The sequence below is a fragment of the Halorubrum lipolyticum DSM 21995 genome, assembly GCF_000337375.1.
GTDB lineage: Archaea > Halobacteriota > Halobacteria > Halobacteriales > Haloferacaceae > Halorubrum > Halorubrum lipolyticum.
This window is the reverse complement of the sequence record NZ_AOJG01000015.1, coordinates 1-15,528: the sequence shown is the minus strand read 5'-3', so window position 1 is coordinate 15,528 and position 15,528 is coordinate 1. Positions and strand designations below refer to the sequence as shown.

Here is a 15,528-nt window from a genome sequence, read left to right as displayed (position 1 = left end):
GTATTCCTATGTGACAGAAGTCCGTGTATGGGATATGGCAACAACCGAAGCGCGACAGCCGACGGTCGATCTCGGCTCGTTGAACGGCCTCCACTGGGTGGGTATCGTCGCGGCCCTGGTCTCCGCCGCCGTCCACCTCCTCCTCGGCGTCAGGATGTTCCCGTCCCCCATGGGAATAAGTTTCATCCTCGCGGGACTCGGCTTCGTCGGCGGCGTCGGCCTCCTCGTGATCGACTACCGCCGGCGAGCGGTGTACGCCGTCGGGATCGCCTTCACCCTCGTCCAGATCGTCCTCTGGTACGTCGTCAACTTCGCGGGCGGAGCGAAGTCGTTCCCGGCCGACGTCGGGACGCTCGGCGCCGTCGACAAGGTCGCGCAGGTCGCGCTGATCGCCGTTCTGGTCGTCCTCCTGCGCCGATAGCCGTGTCGACCCGCGACCGCCGACCGCGGCGCGAGCGCGCCGCCGCGATCGCCGAGGCGAGGGGTGACGAGTAGATGGCCGAGGCCCGCCGGCGACGGTCCGTTCGGGTCGGGCTCGGTGTCGGGCTCCCGCTCGTCGCCGCGCTCGCGCTCGCCGCCCTCCTGTTGCGGCTGTTCCCCGCGGACGCGATGGGCCGATGGGGGCTCTCTCCCGCCGTCGTCGCCGGGCTCTGCTGGGCCGGACAGCTCTGGTACGTCGGCTACGGGCTCGATCCGGGGCGGCTGACCGGCGGGTTCTGGCGCCGACTGCTCGGGCTGGCGAACGCGGTCACGTTCGTCCGAGGAGCGCTGTACGCCGTCGTCGCTGGGTTCGTCGTCGTCCCGCCGGAGACGACGCTCGCGTGGGTGCCAGCGCTGTGTTACGGCGTCGGCGTCGCCCTCGACAACCTCGATGGGACCGTCGCCCGGACGGTCGGTCGGGAGACGGAGATCGGCCGCCGGCTCGACATGGCGTTCGACACGTTCGGCTTCGTCGCCGCGCCGCTGGTGGCGGTGGCGTGGGGGTTGCTGCCGGTCTGGTACCTCTCGATCTCCGCCGCGCGCTACGTCTTCCGCGGGGCCGTGTGGCTGCGGGAACTCCGCGGGCTCCCCGTCGGCGACCTCCCCGACAGCGACCTCGGCAAGTACCTCGCCGGCGTCCAGATGGTCTTCGTGACGGTCGCGCTCGTTCCGGCGGTGCCGACGGACCTCGTGTGGTCCCTCGCGCCCGTCGTCCTCGCCCCGTCGCTGGCGGTGTTCGCGCGGGACTACCTCGCCGTCAGCGGGCGACTCCCCGGTCGTCGGTGAGCGCGGTCGACACCTACGAGTACTCCAAGATCACCTGCACCGCCGCGTCGGGGGCCGAGTCGAGCAGCTCGTACGCCTCCGGCGCGCGCTCGAACGGGATCCGGTGAGTGATCAACTCGTCCGCGGGGATCCAGTCGAGCCGGTCGAGCGCCGCGTCCATGCGTCGGTCGCGGTCCCAGCGGCCGCGCAGCTCGGGGCTGATCGTCGACACCTGACTGGAGACGATGTCGATGCGGTCCCGGTGGAACCGCCCGCCGAGATCGATCGGATCGCGCTTGGTCCCGTACCACGACCCGACGAGGATCCGGGCGTCGTAGCCGACGACCCCGATCGCGTCGTCGAGCGCGCTCGGCTGCCCGGACAGCTCGACCGCGAGATCGGCGTCGTCGACGGCGGGGTCCGAACCGGCGGTATCGGCGCCTCCGATCTCGGTCGGCGTCGTCGTTCGGTCGGCGCCGAGCTCGGCCGCCAGCGCCCGCCGGCGCTCGATCGGGTCGACCACGACGAGCGACTCCAGCGGGAACGCGGCCAGCAGCCGGGTGACGCAGAGCCCGATCACTCCGGCGCCGAACACCACGACCCGCTCTCCGAGTCGGGGGGCGGCGTCGAGGACGAGGTTCGTCGCGGTCTCGACCGACGGGAGCAGCGACCCGGCGGCCGAGGTCGTCTCCGGCGGGAGCGCGACCACCGAGTCGGGCGTCGCGCGGAAGCTCGTCTGGTGCGGGACGAACGAGAACACCGACCGACCGACCCACTCCGGGTCGACCTCGCCGCCGACCTCGCGGACGACGCCGCTCGCGGCGTAGCCGTACCGGAGCGGGTACGAGAGGTCGCCGTCGAGCGCGTCGAGCGTCTCGTCGGCCGGGAGGTCGCTCGGGGTCTGGTCGCGGTACACGAGCAGCTCCGTCCCGCCGCTTATCGCCGACGCGCGGGTGTCGACGAGCAGCTCGTCGGCGGCCGGCGGGCCGACCGCCGCCTCCCGCACTTCGACGGTCTCGGGTCCGGTGAAGTAGAGGGCGGCGTCGGTCATCGGATCACGGACCCGGTCCGGTCGCGGGCGACGCCCGAGCGACGCCGCGGGCCTCGGCTCGGCTGGTGACGTGACACGTAGCGTTCCACGGCCCGTGCGATGTTAAGTCCTCGCGCCGTTCGGAGGGCGGGTCGAACCCGGCGGAGGGACGGGAAGAGCGGTAGGAACGATCGAACCGGAATCGGAATCGGAATCGAAAACGGAATCGAAAACGGAATCGGAACCGGAACGCCGCGTCGGCGGTCGGTCGCTGCGGGGCGCCTAGCGGATGACGTCGAGCCCGTTGTTCTTCTCGGTCGGCTCGCTGCCGCCGTCGGACTCCCACGCGCCCTGGTCGGTGCCGCCCGAGACCGCCGCGCCGGCGGTGCCGTTCGTCTCCGCCGCCCGCGAGCGCGAGTCGCCGAGGTCCTTGCCGTCGACCGCGGCGCGGGACTTGTCGGCCTGCTTCTGCGTCGAGGGGCCGAGCACCTGCGCGCTCTGGACGCCCGTCATGATCGCCATGACGCGGACCTTCCCCTTGTACTCGTCCTGGATGCGGGCGCCCCAGATCACGTTGGCGCTCGCCTCCAGCCGCTCGGTGATGTTGTTCGCGATCCCCTCGGCCTCCTTCAGCGTGAGGTCCGGGCCGCCCGTGATGTGGACGAGTCCGCCCGAGGCGCCGCGGTAGTCGACGTCCAAGAGCGGGTGGTTCATCGCGTCGTTGACCACCTCTTGGGTCTTGTTCTTGTCCTGGGTCTCGCCGACGAGCATGACCGCGACCCCGCCCTGGTTCATGATCGTCGACATGTCCGCGTAGTCGAGGTTGATGAGGCTCGGCTGGGTGATCGTCTCCGAGATCCCCTTCACCGTCTCCGCGATGATCTGGTCCATCACGGAGAACGCCTTCCCGATCGGCAGGTTCGGGACGTAGTCGAGCAGGCGGTTGTTGTCGAGGACGATGATCGAGTCGGCCTCGTTGCGGAGGTCCTCTAACCCCTCCTCGGCTTTCACCGTGCGGGCGCGCTCGACGTTGAACGGGGTCGAGACCATTCCGACCACGATGGCGCCCTGGTCCTTGGCGATCTTCGAGACGACCGGCGCCGCGCCGGTCCCGGTGCCGCCGCCCATCCCGGCGGTGACGAAGACGAGGTCTGCGTCGCCGAGCACCTCTTTGATCGTGCCCTGAGCCATCTCGGTGGCGCGCTCGCCCATCTTGGGGTCGCCGCCGGCGCCGAGCCCCTGCGTGAGCGACTTGCCCACGAGGATCTTGGTGTCGGCCTCGATCATCTTGAGGTGCTGTTTGTCCGTGTTGATCGCGACGGTGTCGGCGCCGTCGACGCCGATGTTGTACAGCCGGTTGACGGTGTTGTTGCCGGCGCCGCCGGCACCGACGATGACGATCCGGGGGTCCCCGAACTCGTCGTCGTCCATGTCGACGTCCATGTCGCGCTTCTCCGCTTCCGCGTTGTCGAGAGCGTCCTGAACGAGATCTTGCATCAGTTTACACCTTCGCCCAGTTGCGGTTGCGGCCGCGCTCGTCGCGCTCGCCGTCCTGTTCGTTCAACATGTCGCGGACGGCCGACCGGATCGCCTCGCTCCGGTTCGGGAACTCGCCCGTCTCGACCATCTGTTCGACCTCGTCTATCTGCTGTTTCGGGATTCGTAGTGTCACACGCTCCATTGGTATTCCCCCGGTAAGACGGCGAACACGCGACGCGTGTGTCTTACAGCGCGAAACCGCCCGACGACGAGGGGTCACCCCGACTCGGACGGCCACTGTAAGACGACCGTCTTACGCAGTTGAAGTCACCGAGGCTACCATTATAAAACTACCGGAGGGTGTAAGACAGATCGTGAAAACGCCCGTTATTCGGCGTATACGCGGGTGTATGGGGGTATCAGCGGTCCTTGAGAACGTCGGCCGCGGGGGTTCGGCGCCCGCAGCCGGGGCAGAACGCCCAGTCGGTCCGGAGCTCGTCGCCGCACTCGCAGAACGCCCGGTGGGACTGTTTCTCGCCGCAGTTCGGGCAGTATACGTGGTCAGACGGGACGTTTTCGCCGCATCCGCCACAGGCATTTTCGCGCGTTTGCACCTCCTGATCCGCGGGCGTCTTACGCGTCTCCGTGTCGGCGTCCGTCGCCGTCTCACGCGTTACGCTCGTGTCGTCCTCGTCGGCGCCCGGAGCGTCGAGCGTGACGTTTACGTTTATCTCACCGGCGTTTCCGGGCGTATACGCCGCGGGGGGCGTCGCCGGAGGCGCCGCGGCTCGGTCGCCGAGCCGCTCGTCCAACGCGGCGTCGAGCCGATCGGCGATGAGGTCGTCGATCCGGTCGGCCAGCGCGGCGTCGACCGTCGCGTCCGACGCGTCCGGGTCGTCGTCGACGGCGCCGTCGAGGTGGGTCCGGAGGGCCTCACGCATCACCTCGCTTTTGGAGGCGTCACACGCTTCCAGCCGCTCGACGAGGTCGTCGTCGGCCCGGAAGGTGATCTTGCTCATACCGAACCGGTATCAACCCTCACTACAAGTATCTTCTCCTCGTGTCCGACGATCGACAGACACGTTTCACTCCACTGAAACGAGTCGCTTCGGCGCCGCTCGGAAACCATGTGGTACGGACACACATGTCTGACGCAGATTTATACGGCCCGCGTGGGCATACGTGTGTATAATGAGTAACCGCGTCGAGGATCTCGAACGACAGGTCGCGGAGCTACAGGCGGCGGTCAACGGGCTCACCGAGGAGCTCGTCGAGATGAAAGAGCGCGTCCGACAGGTGGAGGACGCCCAGGAGGTATCCGTCGCGGCCGACGCCGCCGAGCCGGCCGAGCCGGCCGAGCCGACGCGAGACGAGGCGGCCGAGGAGCCCGAGGCGACCGGCGGCGAGCGCCGGACCCACTCCGACGACCACGTCGAGGTCGTCGAGCGGACCGACGACGGTCCCGCGGCCGGGGAGACCGAGGCAGCCGACGACGACGCGTCCGAGGGCGACGTGATCGTCCCCGAGCAGGAGGCGACGACGCCCGACGCCGAGGCCGCCGCGGCGGAGGCAGACGCGGAGGGGGAGAGCGACGAGGAGTCCGACAGCGACATCATCGTCGCGTAACCGCCGCCGCCCACCCTCCCGCGACACATGCACATCACAGAAGTGGTTTTAGACGGGTTCAAGAGCTTCGGACGGACGACGAGGATCCCCTTTTACGACGATTTCACGGTCGTCACCGGACCGAACGGCTCCGGGAAGTCCAACATCATCGACGGGGTCCTCTTCGCGCTCGGACTGGCCCGCACCCGCGGGATCAGAGCGAAGAAGCTCACGGACCTGATCTACAACCCCGGCCACGACGGCGGCGAGTCGTCCGACGGCCCGAGCGAGGCGTCGGTGACGGTGGTGCTCTCCAACGAGGACGGCACGCTCGACCGCTCGCAGGTCGTCTCCGCAGCCGGCACGGAGAACGTCGGCGACGTCTCGGAGATCACGATCAAGCGGCGCGTCAAGGAGACCGAGGACAACTACTACTCGTACTACTACCTCAACGGCCGGTCGGTGAACCTCTCGGACGTGCAGGACCTGCTCGCGGCCGCCGGCGTCACGCCGGAGGGGTACAACGTCGTGATGCAGGGCGACGTGACCGAGATCATCAACATGACTCCCTACCAGCGCCGGGGGATCATCGACGAGATCGCGGGCGTCGCCGAGTTCGACGAGAAGAAGGAGGCCGCCTACGAGGAGCTGGAGACTGTCGAAGACCGGATCGAGGAGGCCGACCTCCGGATCGGCGAGAAGCAAGACCGGCTCGATCAGCTGGCCGACGAGCGCGAGACCGCCCTCCAGTACCAGCAGTTCCGCGACGAGCTCGAGGAGTACCGCGGCTTCCTCAAGGCCTCCGAGCTGGAGGAGAAACGGGAGACGCTCGCGGGCGTCGAGGACGACATCGACGACGCCGAGGCCGAACTCGAGGAGCTTCGCGCCGAACTCGACGCCAGACAGGGGAAGCTCACGCGGTTAGAGGAGGACCTGGCCGACCTCAACCACGAGATCGAGACGAAAGGCGAGGACGAGCAGATTGAGATCCGGTCGGAGATCGAGGAGGTGAAAGGCGAAATCTCGCGGCTGGAGGACAGGATCGAGGCCGCCGAGGAGCGCGCCGCGGAGGCCGAGACCGAGCGGCGCGACGCGTTCGTCCAGATCGACCGCAAGGAGGAGACGATCGAGGAGCTCGACTCCGAGATCCGCGAGGTGAAAGTCGAGAAGGCCTCGGTCAAGTCGGAGATCGCCACGAAGCGCTCCGAACTCGCCGACGTGGAGGCCGAGATCGAGGGCGCCGACACCGAGTTCGACGAGCTGAAGGCGGAGCTCTCGGAGAAGAAGGAGGCGATCGAGTCGCTGCGCGAGGAGAAGAACGAGCTCCAGCGCGAGAAGGACCGCCTGCTCGACGAGGCCCGCCGGCGTTCGAACGCGGTGAGCGAGGCGCGGACCGACCTGGAGGAGGCCCGCGAGTCGCTTCCCGAGCACAAAGCGCGGATCTCCGAGCTACACAGCGAGCTCGACAAGGCCGAGAAGAACGAGGAGACGATCGAGGACGCGGTCGCGGACCTGTTCGCGGAGAAGGCTGAGACGAGCGAGAAACTGGAGACGGTCGAGGAGGACCTCCGCGAGAAGCAGAACGAGTACGCGAAGCTGGAGGCCGCGGCCGACCAGCGCGGCGACGCCTCGTGGCCGCGCGCGGTGACCGAGGTGAAGAACGGCGGGATCGACGGGGTCCACGGCGCGGTCGGCGAGCTCGGGTCGGTCGAGGCCGAGTACGCGGAGGCCTGCGAGACGGCGGCCGGCGGTCGGCTCGCGAACGTCGTCGTCGACGACGACGGCGTGGGCTCGACGTGCATCGACTACCTCAAGCGGCGCAACGCGGGCCGGGCGACGTTCCTCCCCATCACCAAGATGGACGACCGGAGCCTCCCGCGGAAACCCTCGGTGCCGGGCGTCGTCGACTTCGCGCGCAACCTCGTCGACTACGACGGCGAGTACGAGTCGATCTTCTCGTACGTGCTCGGGTCGACGCTGGTCGTCGAGGACATGGCGACCGCTCGCGACCTGATGGGCGACTACCGGATGGTCACCCTCGACGGGGACCTCGTCGAGAAGTCCGGCGCGATGACCGGCGGGTCGGGCGGCGGCTCCCGCTACGCGTTCACGAAGTCCGGCGGCGGCAAGCTCGAACGGCTCGCGACCGAGATCTCGGAGCTGGAGGACGAACGGCAGGCGCTCCAGGACGAGGTCGACGCGCTCGAAGACGACATCGACGACGCGCGCGACCGGAAGGCCGACGCGGCCGATCGCGTCCGGTCGCTGGAAGCCGACGTCGAGCGCGCCGAAGGCGAGCTGGCGGACGCCGAGAGCCGTATCGACGAGTTAGAGACCGAGCTCGACGAGCTGGAGGCGGAACGCGAGTCGGTCGACGCGGAGATGAGGGAGCTCGACGCCGAGATCGACGAGCTGAACGCCGAGATCGACGACCTCGACGCCGAAATCGACGAGATCGAGACGGAGCTGGCCGACTCGAAGATCCCGGAGCTCTCCGAGCGCGCCGACGAGATCCGCGGCGAGATCTCTGACCTGGAAGACCGGATGAGTTCGCTCGACGGGCGGCGCAACGAGCTCGAACTGGAGAAGGGGTACGCCGAGGACGCGGTCGACGACCTCCACGACACCGTCGAGACGGCGCAGAACCGGAAGGCCGAGGCCGAGGAGGCGATCGCGGAACACGAGGCCGAAATCGACGAGAGAGAGGAGACGCTGGAGGCGAAACGCGAGGCGATCGCGGAGCTCGAGGAGGAGCTGACGGAGCTGAAGGCCGACCGCGAGGACCTCCGCGAGGAGATCGCCGAGGCGACCCGTGAGCGCGACGAGCAGCGCTCGCTCGTCGCGGAGGCGGAGTCGGACCTGGAGGACCTCACCGACCGCCGCGACCGGCTCGCGTGGGAGATCGACGAGCTGGAGTCGCAGGTCGGCGAGTACGACGCCGACGAGATCCCGGACCTCGACGAGGTGGAGTCGCGGATCGAGGAGCTGGAGGCGGAGATGCAGGCGCTCGAACCCGTCAACATGCTCGCGATCGACGAGTACGACGAGGTCGAGGAGGCGCTGGACACGCTCCAGGAGCGCCGCGACGTGCTCGTCGAGGAGCGCGACGCGATCGAGGAGCGCATCGAGGGGTACGAGGCCGAGAAGAAGCGGACGTTCATGGAGACGTTCGAGTCGATCAACGACCAGTTCGAGGACATCTTCGCGCGCCTCTCCGCCGGCAGCGGCGAGCTCCTCTTGGAGAACCCCGAGGACCCGTTCGAGGAGGGGCTGACGATGAAGGCCCAGCCCGCCGACAAGCCGGTCCAGCGGCTCGACGCGATGAGCGGCGGCGAGAAGTCGCTGACCGCGCTCTCCTTCATCTTCGCGATCCAGCGGCACAACCCCGCGCCGTTCTACGCGCTCGACGAGATCGACGCGTTCCTCGACGCGGTCAACGCCGAGCGCGTCGGCGAGATGATCGAGGAGCTGGCCGAGGACGCCCAGTTCGTCGTCGTCGGTCACCGCTCGGCGCTGCTGGAGCGCTCCGACCGCGCCATCGGCGTCACGATGCAGGGCGACAACCTCTCGGCGGTCACCGGGATGCAGTTCGGCGACGACGGCGACGAGGAGGTGACCGCGGATGACTGAACCGCCGGAGTCGACTGGCGGCGTCCCGGACCTCGACCTGACGAGCGAGCGCGACGGCGGCGACGCTCCCGGAGTCGGTGGCGCGACGGACGCCGGCGAGGGCGACGGAGACAGCGCGGGCGACGGAGACGGCGACGAGGGCGCCGCCGCCGATCGCGAGGACGACGAGGTCGAGCCCGTCGAGCTCCTCGTTCAGCTCGCCGAGGAGGGCGAGATCGAGCCGTGGGACATCGACATCGTGCAGGTGACCGACGCGTTCTTGGAGAAGCTCGACGAGACGGACCTCCGGACGACCGGCCGCGCGCTCTTCTACGCCAGCGTCCTGCTCCGGATGAAGAGCGACGGGATGCTGGCCGACGACGACGGGGAGGACGAGGAGCCGGAGCCCGAGCCGTGGGAGGTCGCGATGGAGGGCGGCGCGCCCGACCCCGCCGACGGCGACTTCGACCCGATCGACGAGCTGGAGGCGGAGATGGACCGCCGGCTCGAACGGAAGAACACCCGGGGCTCCCCGGAGACGCTCGACGAGCTGGTCCGGGAGCTCCGCGAGGCCGAGCGCGGCTCGTGGTGGAAGGACTCACGCGAGTACGACACCTCGGAGTCGCCGCACGGCCACGCCCGCGGCACCCAGACGCTCGACTACCACACGGGCGACGAGTTCCGACGCGACGGCGAGCCGACCGCGGGCGAGGCGACCGACCGCACTCACGACGAGGACATCGAGGAGGTGATCGTGGAGATCGACAACGTCCTCCGGACCCACTTCGACCGCGGGCGCACCGAGGTGCTGTTCGCGGAGATCGAGACGGCGGGCGGTCGCCCCTTCATGACGTACCTCGCGCTGCTGTTCATGGCCCACCGCGGCTCGGTCCGGCTCCAGCAGGACGACCTGTTCGGCGACCTGTGGGTGAAGGACCCGTCGGCGATGACCGCGGAGTCGGAAGCGATCGCGGACTGAGTCGGCCGCCGGACGGCGACCGGTGTCATCAGAACCGTTCTCTCCTCGCGTTCAGTCGACCCGCCCCACGGTCACGTCGAACGGGACGCGTTCGGCGCGCTCGTACTCGCCCTCCCCGATCGCGTTGACCACCGCTCGGCCCATCTCGCGCCAGCGCCGCCGGAGGTCGTCGTACGCGGTCTCGGAGGTCGCCGCGATCAGCTCCTCGCGGTGGTCGTCCAGTCCCGCGCCCGAGGCCTTCCGCGCCGCGGCCGTCAGCGCCGGCTCCGCGTACGGCGGCGCGACCCGCTTCTCGTGGACGTACCGACGCGTCCGAACGTCGGTGAGCCCCGCCGCCGCGAACGCCTCGCGGACCCGGTCGCCGAGCGCCACGTCGGTGTCGACCCCCCGAAGGTACGCCTCTCGCGCTTCCCGCTCCAACCGCTCCTCGACGCCGACGGTGGAGGTCACCGTCACGTCGGCGTTATCGGGCTCGATCGCGGCGACCAGCCCCGAGGAGACCCGAGCGAGCTCCCGGACCGCGGCGGCCGGGTCGGGGAGGTTGATGAGGAGGGCCTGACAGACCGCGAGGTCGACGGCGTCGTCCGGGATCGGGAGTCGCGTCGCGTCGCCGACGACGTACGGGAGCCCGGTCTCCTCGCGGGCGACCCGCAGGAGCTCCGGGTCCGCGTCGACGCCGACCACGGTCGCGTCGGGACCCGTCTCAGCGTCGAGGACGCGGGTCAGCTCGCCGGTGCCGCAGCCGGCGTCGAGGACGCGGCGGCGGCTCGGCAGGTCGAGGTCCGCGAGGGCACCCCGGTCGTCGGTCCACATCCCGCGGCGGGTGTGTTCGAGGTACTCCGCGGAGAAGCGTCGCACGCCCCCGGGTTCGACGCAGGGTAAAATAAACGTACGGAACTCAGTCGTCGACGCCGTCGCCGTCACTGCCCCCGCCGATCCCCGCGAGGTCCGCGAGGAGCGCCGCGGTGACGCCGGCGCAGTAACCGACGAACGCCCCGCTCAGGCCGACGAGCGCGAACGACATCGTCACCCCGCCGAGCGGCGCGTCGCCCCCGCCCACGCCGGGGACGCCGAACACGGTGCCCACGACCACGAGCGTGGCGAACACGAGCGCGGGCACGACGCCCACCGTCAGACACGCCGGCCCGCCGCAGCGCGCGTACCCGCCGGCGGCCGCGATCGGCGCCGGCGCGTAAAACACCAGCAGCGGGACGAGCCGGTCCGTCAGCGCCGCCGCGGTCCGGATGTCGGCGAGGTCGGCGACGATCGCGACCGCCAGCGCCAGCGCCACGACGCCGGCGAACCCGCCGACCATCGTGAGGGCCAACCGACGCCGTCCCCCGAGGAGCAGCGCCTTCGCGGTGGTCATGCCCGTGGATCGCGGCTCCGGGTATATAAAGCCGCGTCGGACGCTTTTAATAGATCCAACTGATTCCCGCCGCTCCGCCCCCGTGAGGGCTCGCTTCGGTCGACACCCAGTTCGACCGAGACCCAGTTCGACCGAGACCCAGTTCGGCCGAGACTTAGTTCGACCGAGACTTAGTTCGACCGAGACCCAGTTCGACCGAGACCCTGTCCCCCGAGGCTCACTCGGCCCGGAGCTCGCGGACCCTATCGATGTTCCACGCGAAGCTCTTGCCGTCCTCGGTCGGGGTCTCTAGTGCCAGCGGTACGTCCGCCAGATCCGGGTGGTTGAGGAACCGCCTCATCCCGTCCTCGCCGATGAGCCCCTCGCCGATGTGGGCGTGCTCGTCTTTGTTGGTTCCGCAGGCGTGTTTCGAGTCGTTGAGGTGGACGTACCTGAGGTGTTCTAACCCGACCACATCGTCGAACTCCGCGACCGTCTCGTCGACCGCCTCGGGCGTCGACAGGTCGTAGCCCGCCGCGAACGCGTGGGCGGTGTCGACGCAGACGTCGATGTCGGTCTCGGTCCGGTCGATGACTCCCGCGAGGTGCTCGAACTCGCCGCCGAGCTTCGTGCCCGCGCCCGCGTCGCTCTCGATCAGGATCGTGACGCCCTCGGGCACGTCGAGGTCGTCGATCACCGACGCGGCGTTGTCGAGCCCGCCCTCGACGCCCGCCCCCGTGTGCGCGCCGAGGTGGACGTTGACGTACGGAATCCCGAGCTTGTCGGCCGCGTCGACCTCCTTCTGCATCGAGTCGAGCGACTTCTCGCGGAGCCCCTCCTTGGGCGTACAGAGGTTGACGAGGTAGGAGGTGTGGATCACCCACGGACCCTCCAGCTCGCGCTCGCTCTCCTCCCGGAACTGCTCTGCCTCCTCGTCGCCGATGTCCGGATCCTGCCACACCTGCGGCGAGTGGGTGAATATCTGTCCGCAGTTGCCGCCGAACTGCGTCTGTCTGAACACCGCGTTCGCGATGTTTCCGTACGGCGGCGTTTCCGGATCGCTGGACGCTCTCGAACTGGAGATGGAGACGTGCGCGCCGACCTTGAGACTCATACCGTTCCCAGGCGAGCGTCGGAAAAAGCCCCTTCGGAACCGGCCGGCCACCGTCTCGCGCGGACTCACCCCCGTTCCGCGACGTTACCCGCTTCCGGCTCCGGCCCTCTTGTTCCCGGGACGCGTCCGGACCCACTCCTCGTCCCGGTACTTCGTCTCGACGAGCTCCTCGGCGCGCCGCAGCTCCGCGTCGGTCCACGAACCGTCGCGGTCGAGGGCGACGCCCTCGCTGTCGTTGTCGACGCCCTCGCGGCCGTCGTCTTCCCCCGCCACCCACGCAACGAGCGCGGCCTCCACCGCCGCGACCGCGTCCCCCCGATCGACGTCGGCCAGCTCGTCCATCCCGACGACCCGGTCGCGGAACTCGGCGGGCGTTACCGGCGGGTCCGCGAACGTCCCGAGGTGGCGCTCCGCCTCGACCGAGAAGGTGAGCGAACCGTGCTGGATCACGGCGTCTCGCTTCCGGTACTGGGCGTTGCCGGCGATCTTCCGCCGGCGTTCGTCGCTGTCATCGGAACTCCCGGCGACCACGTCGTGTGCCGGATGCAGCTCCCGCAGGTAACAGGCCGGATGGTAGATCTCCGGCACCGACTCCTCGACGTAGCCCGCGTCGATCCCGAGCCGATCGAACGCGTCGAGGACGGGCTCACAGAGCAGGTGGTAGCAGTCGAGCAGCTCCCCCGGCACGTCGGCGGCCGGGACCGCGATCGAGTACGCGATGTCGCCGCGCGCGTCGTGGTAGATCCCGCCGCCGCCGGTCTGGCGCCGAGTCACGTCGATCCCCTCGCGCTCGCAGAACGCCCAGTCGACCGTCTCCGGGTCCTGTCGGTAGCCGAGCGTGAGACAGCTCGGGTCCCACCGATACGTCCGGACGGTGGCCGGGCCGCCGGCGGCCGCCGTCTCCGCCGCGACCTCGTCGAGGGCCATCTGCATCGGTCCCGGCCGCGACTCCTCCCGGATCAGCCGCCAGTCGCCCGACGGCGCGGTCACCGTCCACCACCCGCGCCCCGCGATCGGCCACCGGCTCCACCGTGCGCTCCGTCCGCGTGCATGCGTCCCACGTGGGCGTCCCGTCCGAAAGCGGTTGCGCTCGGCGTCGCGCGACCGTCCGTCCCGCCCTTCTACCGATTTACTATCGCGGTATCCGCTTTATCCCGCCGCCTACCGAACGCGCGTCCCTTTTAGGAATCGCCGGAGTAGGGGCGCGTATGGTTCGAAACGTCGCCGGCGACATGGCCGAGCTCGACCCCGAGGACTTCTATCTCCTCTCGGGCGTCGAGCAGGGGATGCGCTTCTCCGAGTGGGTCCGCCGGGACAAGATCCCCGACTACGCCGACCTGACGCGCGAGGAGGTCGACTACCGGATCGACCGGTGCCTCGACCGCGAGCTGATCGAACGGAAGACGATCCAGTACGAGGGGTACCAGCTCACCTTCGAGGGGTACGACGCCCTGGCGCTCCGCACCTTCGCCGAGCGCGAGACCATCGACGGGGTGGGCTCGCCCCTGGGGTTCGGGAAGGAGGGAGACGTGTACGAGGCGCAGTCGTTCAAGCCGCTCGCGTTGAAGTACCACCGCGAGGGGTACACCAACTTCCGCGAGGTGAACCGCGGGCGCGAGTACACCGCCGACCGCGACCACGTCTCGTGGCTGTACACCGCGCGGAAGGCGGCCGAGCGCGAGTACGAGGCGATGGAGGCGCTGTACCCCGACGTGTCGGTGCCGCGGCCGGTCGACCACAACCGCCACGCCATCGTGATGGACAAGTTCGACGGCGTCGAGCTCGCGCGCGCGAAACTCGATCCCGAGCAGGCCGTGGGCGTTCTCGACCTCGTCCTCCGCGAGCTGGCGACCGCCTACGACCTCGGGTGGATCCACGCGGACATGTCCGAACACAACGTCGCGGTCGCGGAGAGCGGCGTCACGATCTTCGACTGGCCGCAGGCGGTCCCCGTCGACCACGAGAACGCCCGCGAGTTCCTCGAACGCGACGTGGAGAACCTCCTGCGGTACTTCGGCCGGAAGTACCCCCACGAGGTGCCGCGCGAGGGTGACATCGGCGGGATCGCGGACGCGATCGTCGACGGCTCTTTTAAAACGATCCGAGCGTTTGGCGAGGCGTAAACCGTAGTCGGCTATATCGAATCGGTTGCGTTACGGGCGAGTGGTCGCGCGGCGACGGCGGCGACCTCGCGTTCGCGGCGGCCGACCGCGACGAGCCGTTCATCGCGGCGGAGCGCCCGGTTCGAGTGAGGCGATGACCGCGCTTCGCCCCGCCCGCGGCGTCGCGGGAGCGGCCGGAATCCGGACCGCTCCGGACCGAAGCGACTACGACGACTCGCGCGCGCCGACGCGTATGGCGATCGACAGCGACGACTCGCGGCCCGGACGGATCGAACGGAGGGACGACCGATGAGCGGTGACGAGGCGCCCGCGGACCGCGACCGCGACTCGGGCGATCCCCGCGACGTGGTCGTCGTCGGCGGGGGCGTCGCCGGCCTCTCGGCGGCCGTGTTCACGGCCCGGCAGGGGCTCGACACGCTCGTCGTCGACCCGGGCGAATCGATCCTCCGGCGGAACGCGCACCTGGAGAACTTCCCCGGGTTCCCGCTCGGCGTGGACGCCCGGCGACTGCTCGACCTCCTCGCCGAGCAGGCCGAGACCGCGGGCGCAGACCGGTTCGACGGCCGCGTGACGCGGGTCTCGGCGGTCGATTCCGATGACGCGGACGGCTCCGACCCGTCCGACGCCGCCCGGTTCGTCGTCGCGGTCGACGGCGACCGGGACGACCGGGGCGACCGCGACGACGCCGACGCGCCCGGTGACAACAGCGACCCGCTTCGGGCCCGGTACGTCGTCGCCGCGACGAAGAACGAGGTCGGGTATCTCGCGGATATCGACGGGGTCGGGATCCTCGACCGCGGGAAGTCGTACGTCGACACCGACGAGCGCGGACGGACCGGCGTCGACGGGTTGTACGCGGCCGGGCGGCTCGCGGAGAAACCGCATCAGGCTGCGGTGTGCGCGGGCCACGGCGCCGAGGTCGGCGTGACGATCTTGGAGGAAGACGACCGCGGGTTCTACCACGACTGGGTCTGTCTCTTATACACATCTCTGAGC

General features: G+C 69.6%; 15 protein-coding genes and 1 pseudogene. 8 read left to right on the top strand and 8 right to left on the bottom strand.

The annotated features are described in order from the left end of the window. The first annotated feature begins 34 nt into the window (after positions 1 to 34). Entirely contained in the window at positions 35 to 421 is a 387-nt protein-coding gene (locus C469_RS06105; protein WP_008004789.1) for a DUF7475 family protein, read from the top strand. A gap of 74 nt (positions 422 to 495) precedes the next feature. Further along, positions 496 to 1,266 (top strand): CDP-alcohol phosphatidyltransferase family protein, encoded by a 771-nt coding sequence (locus C469_RS06100; protein WP_008004788.1) that lies wholly within the window; start codon positions 496 to 498, stop codon positions 1,264 to 1,266. A 13-nt stretch (positions 1,267 to 1,279) separates the two neighbouring features. On the opposite strand, the gene C469_RS06095 is transcribed toward C469_RS06100, so the two are convergent. From C469_RS06095 to C469_RS06080, 4 genes are all read right to left on the bottom strand, one after another. Then, positions 1,280 to 2,296: a zinc-dependent alcohol dehydrogenase gene (locus C469_RS06095; protein ID WP_008004786.1), complete on the bottom strand. Its 1,017-nt coding sequence runs from the start codon at positions 2,294 to 2,296 to the stop codon at positions 1,280 to 1,282. A 261-nt stretch (positions 2,297 to 2,557) separates the two neighbouring features. Next, entirely contained in the window at positions 2,558 to 3,772 is a 1,215-nt protein-coding gene (gene ftsZ, locus C469_RS06090; RefSeq protein ID WP_008004784.1) for a cell division protein FtsZ, read from the bottom strand. Positions 3,773 to 3,776: 4 nt separating this feature from the next. Next, positions 3,777 to 3,956 carry a ribbon-helix-helix domain-containing protein gene (locus C469_RS06085; RefSeq protein WP_004595187.1) on the bottom strand — a complete coding sequence of 60 codons (180 nt, stop codon included), beginning with the start codon at positions 3,954 to 3,956 and terminating at the stop codon, positions 3,777 to 3,779. A 217-nt stretch (positions 3,957 to 4,173) separates the two neighbouring features. Next, positions 4,174 to 4,773, bottom strand: coding sequence for a double zinc ribbon domain-containing protein (locus tag C469_RS06080; RefSeq protein ID WP_008004782.1), 600 nt, complete (start codon positions 4,771 to 4,773; stop codon positions 4,174 to 4,176). A gap of 172 nt (positions 4,774 to 4,945) precedes the next feature. Here C469_RS06080 and C469_RS06075 point away from each other — a divergent pair, with 172 nt between their 5' ends. The 3 genes and pseudogenes from C469_RS06075 to C469_RS06065 all read left to right on the top strand — a co-directional run bounded on the left by C469_RS06075 (position 4,946) and on the right by C469_RS06065 (position 9,947). Beyond that, entirely contained in the window at positions 4,946 to 5,380 is a 435-nt protein-coding gene (locus tag C469_RS06075; RefSeq protein WP_008004781.1) for a DUF7518 family protein, read from the top strand. Between the two features lie 27 nt (positions 5,381 to 5,407). Then, positions 5,408 to 8,986, top strand: a pseudogene (smc, locus tag C469_RS06070) (chromosome segregation protein SMC); the annotation flags it as partial. A gap of 40 nt (positions 8,987 to 9,026) precedes the next feature. Then, the gene (locus tag C469_RS06065) at positions 9,027 to 9,947 is read left to right on the top strand and encodes a segregation/condensation protein A (RefSeq protein ID WP_394296114.1); all 921 of its coding nucleotides are present in this window, start codon (positions 9,027 to 9,029) and stop codon (positions 9,945 to 9,947) included. Positions 9,948 to 9,998: 51 nt separating this feature from the next. On the opposite strand, the gene C469_RS06060 is transcribed toward C469_RS06065, so the two are convergent. The 4 genes from C469_RS06060 to C469_RS06045 form a co-directional block, all read right to left on the bottom strand. Beyond that, positions 9,999 to 10,805 carry a class I SAM-dependent methyltransferase gene (locus tag C469_RS06060; protein ID WP_008004778.1) on the bottom strand — a complete coding sequence of 269 codons (807 nt, stop codon included), beginning with the start codon at positions 10,803 to 10,805 and terminating at the stop codon, positions 9,999 to 10,001. 40 nt (positions 10,806 to 10,845) lie between these two features. Continuing rightward, on the bottom strand, positions 10,846 to 11,316 hold the full coding sequence (locus C469_RS06055) for a hypothetical protein (RefSeq protein WP_008004777.1): 471 nt from the start codon (positions 11,314 to 11,316) through the stop codon (positions 10,846 to 10,848). Between the two features lie 217 nt (positions 11,317 to 11,533). Further along, on the bottom strand, positions 11,534 to 12,409 hold the full coding sequence (locus C469_RS06050) for a deoxyribonuclease IV (RefSeq protein WP_008004776.1): 876 nt from the start codon (positions 12,407 to 12,409) through the stop codon (positions 11,534 to 11,536). Between the two features lie 84 nt (positions 12,410 to 12,493). Next, positions 12,494 to 13,399, bottom strand: coding sequence for a lipoate--protein ligase family protein (locus C469_RS06045; RefSeq protein ID WP_008004773.1), 906 nt, complete (start codon positions 13,397 to 13,399; stop codon positions 12,494 to 12,496). Positions 13,400 to 13,617: 218 nt separating this feature from the next. Between C469_RS06045 and C469_RS06040 the strand changes: the two genes are divergently transcribed. The 3 genes from C469_RS06040 to C469_RS06035 form a co-directional block, all read left to right on the top strand. Continuing rightward, positions 13,618 to 14,532 carry a serine/threonine-protein kinase RIO2 gene (locus tag C469_RS06040; protein ID WP_008004771.1) on the top strand — a complete coding sequence of 305 codons (915 nt, stop codon included), beginning with the start codon at positions 13,618 to 13,620 and terminating at the stop codon, positions 14,530 to 14,532. Positions 14,533 to 14,665: 133 nt separating this feature from the next. Beyond that, positions 14,666 to 14,824 (top strand): hypothetical protein, encoded by a 159-nt coding sequence (locus C469_RS17010; protein ID WP_160163059.1) that lies wholly within the window; start codon positions 14,666 to 14,668, stop codon positions 14,822 to 14,824. Next, positions 14,821 to 15,528, top strand: a 708-nt coding sequence (locus C469_RS06035; protein ID WP_008004769.1) for an FAD-dependent oxidoreductase, incomplete at its 3' end; no start/stop codon positions are given. The genes C469_RS17010 and C469_RS06035, both read left to right, overlap by 4 nt.

Coding starts and splice junctions, on each gene's coding strand:
- C469_RS06100 (WP_008004788.1), top strand. CDS start 496: ATGGCCGAGGCCCGCCGGCGACGGTCCGTTCGGGTCGGGCTCGGTGTC.
- C469_RS06050 (WP_008004776.1), bottom strand. CDS start 12,409: ATGAGTCTCAAGGTCGGCGCGCACGTCTCCATCTCCAGTTCGAGAGCG.
- C469_RS06085 (WP_004595187.1), bottom strand. CDS start 3,956: ATGGAGCGTGTGACACTACGAATCCCGAAACAGCAGATAGACGAGGTC.
- C469_RS06055 (WP_008004777.1), bottom strand. CDS start 11,316: ATGACCACCGCGAAGGCGCTGCTCCTCGGGGGACGGCGTCGGTTGGCC.
- C469_RS06040 (WP_008004771.1), top strand. CDS start 13,618: ATGGTTCGAAACGTCGCCGGCGACATGGCCGAGCTCGACCCCGAGGAC.
- C469_RS06105 (WP_008004789.1), top strand. CDS start 35: ATGGCAACAACCGAAGCGCGACAGCCGACGGTCGATCTCGGCTCGTTG.
- C469_RS06095 (WP_008004786.1), bottom strand. CDS start 2,296: ATGACCGACGCCGCCCTCTACTTCACCGGACCCGAGACCGTCGAAGTG.
- C469_RS17010 (WP_160163059.1), top strand. CDS start 14,666: ATGACCGCGCTTCGCCCCGCCCGCGGCGTCGCGGGAGCGGCCGGAATC.
- ftsZ (WP_008004784.1), bottom strand. CDS start 3,772: ATGCAAGATCTCGTTCAGGACGCTCTCGACAACGCGGAAGCGGAGAAG.
- C469_RS06075 (WP_008004781.1), top strand. CDS start 4,946: ATGAGTAACCGCGTCGAGGATCTCGAACGACAGGTCGCGGAGCTACAG.
- C469_RS06080 (WP_008004782.1), bottom strand. CDS start 4,773: ATGAGCAAGATCACCTTCCGGGCCGACGACGACCTCGTCGAGCGGCTG.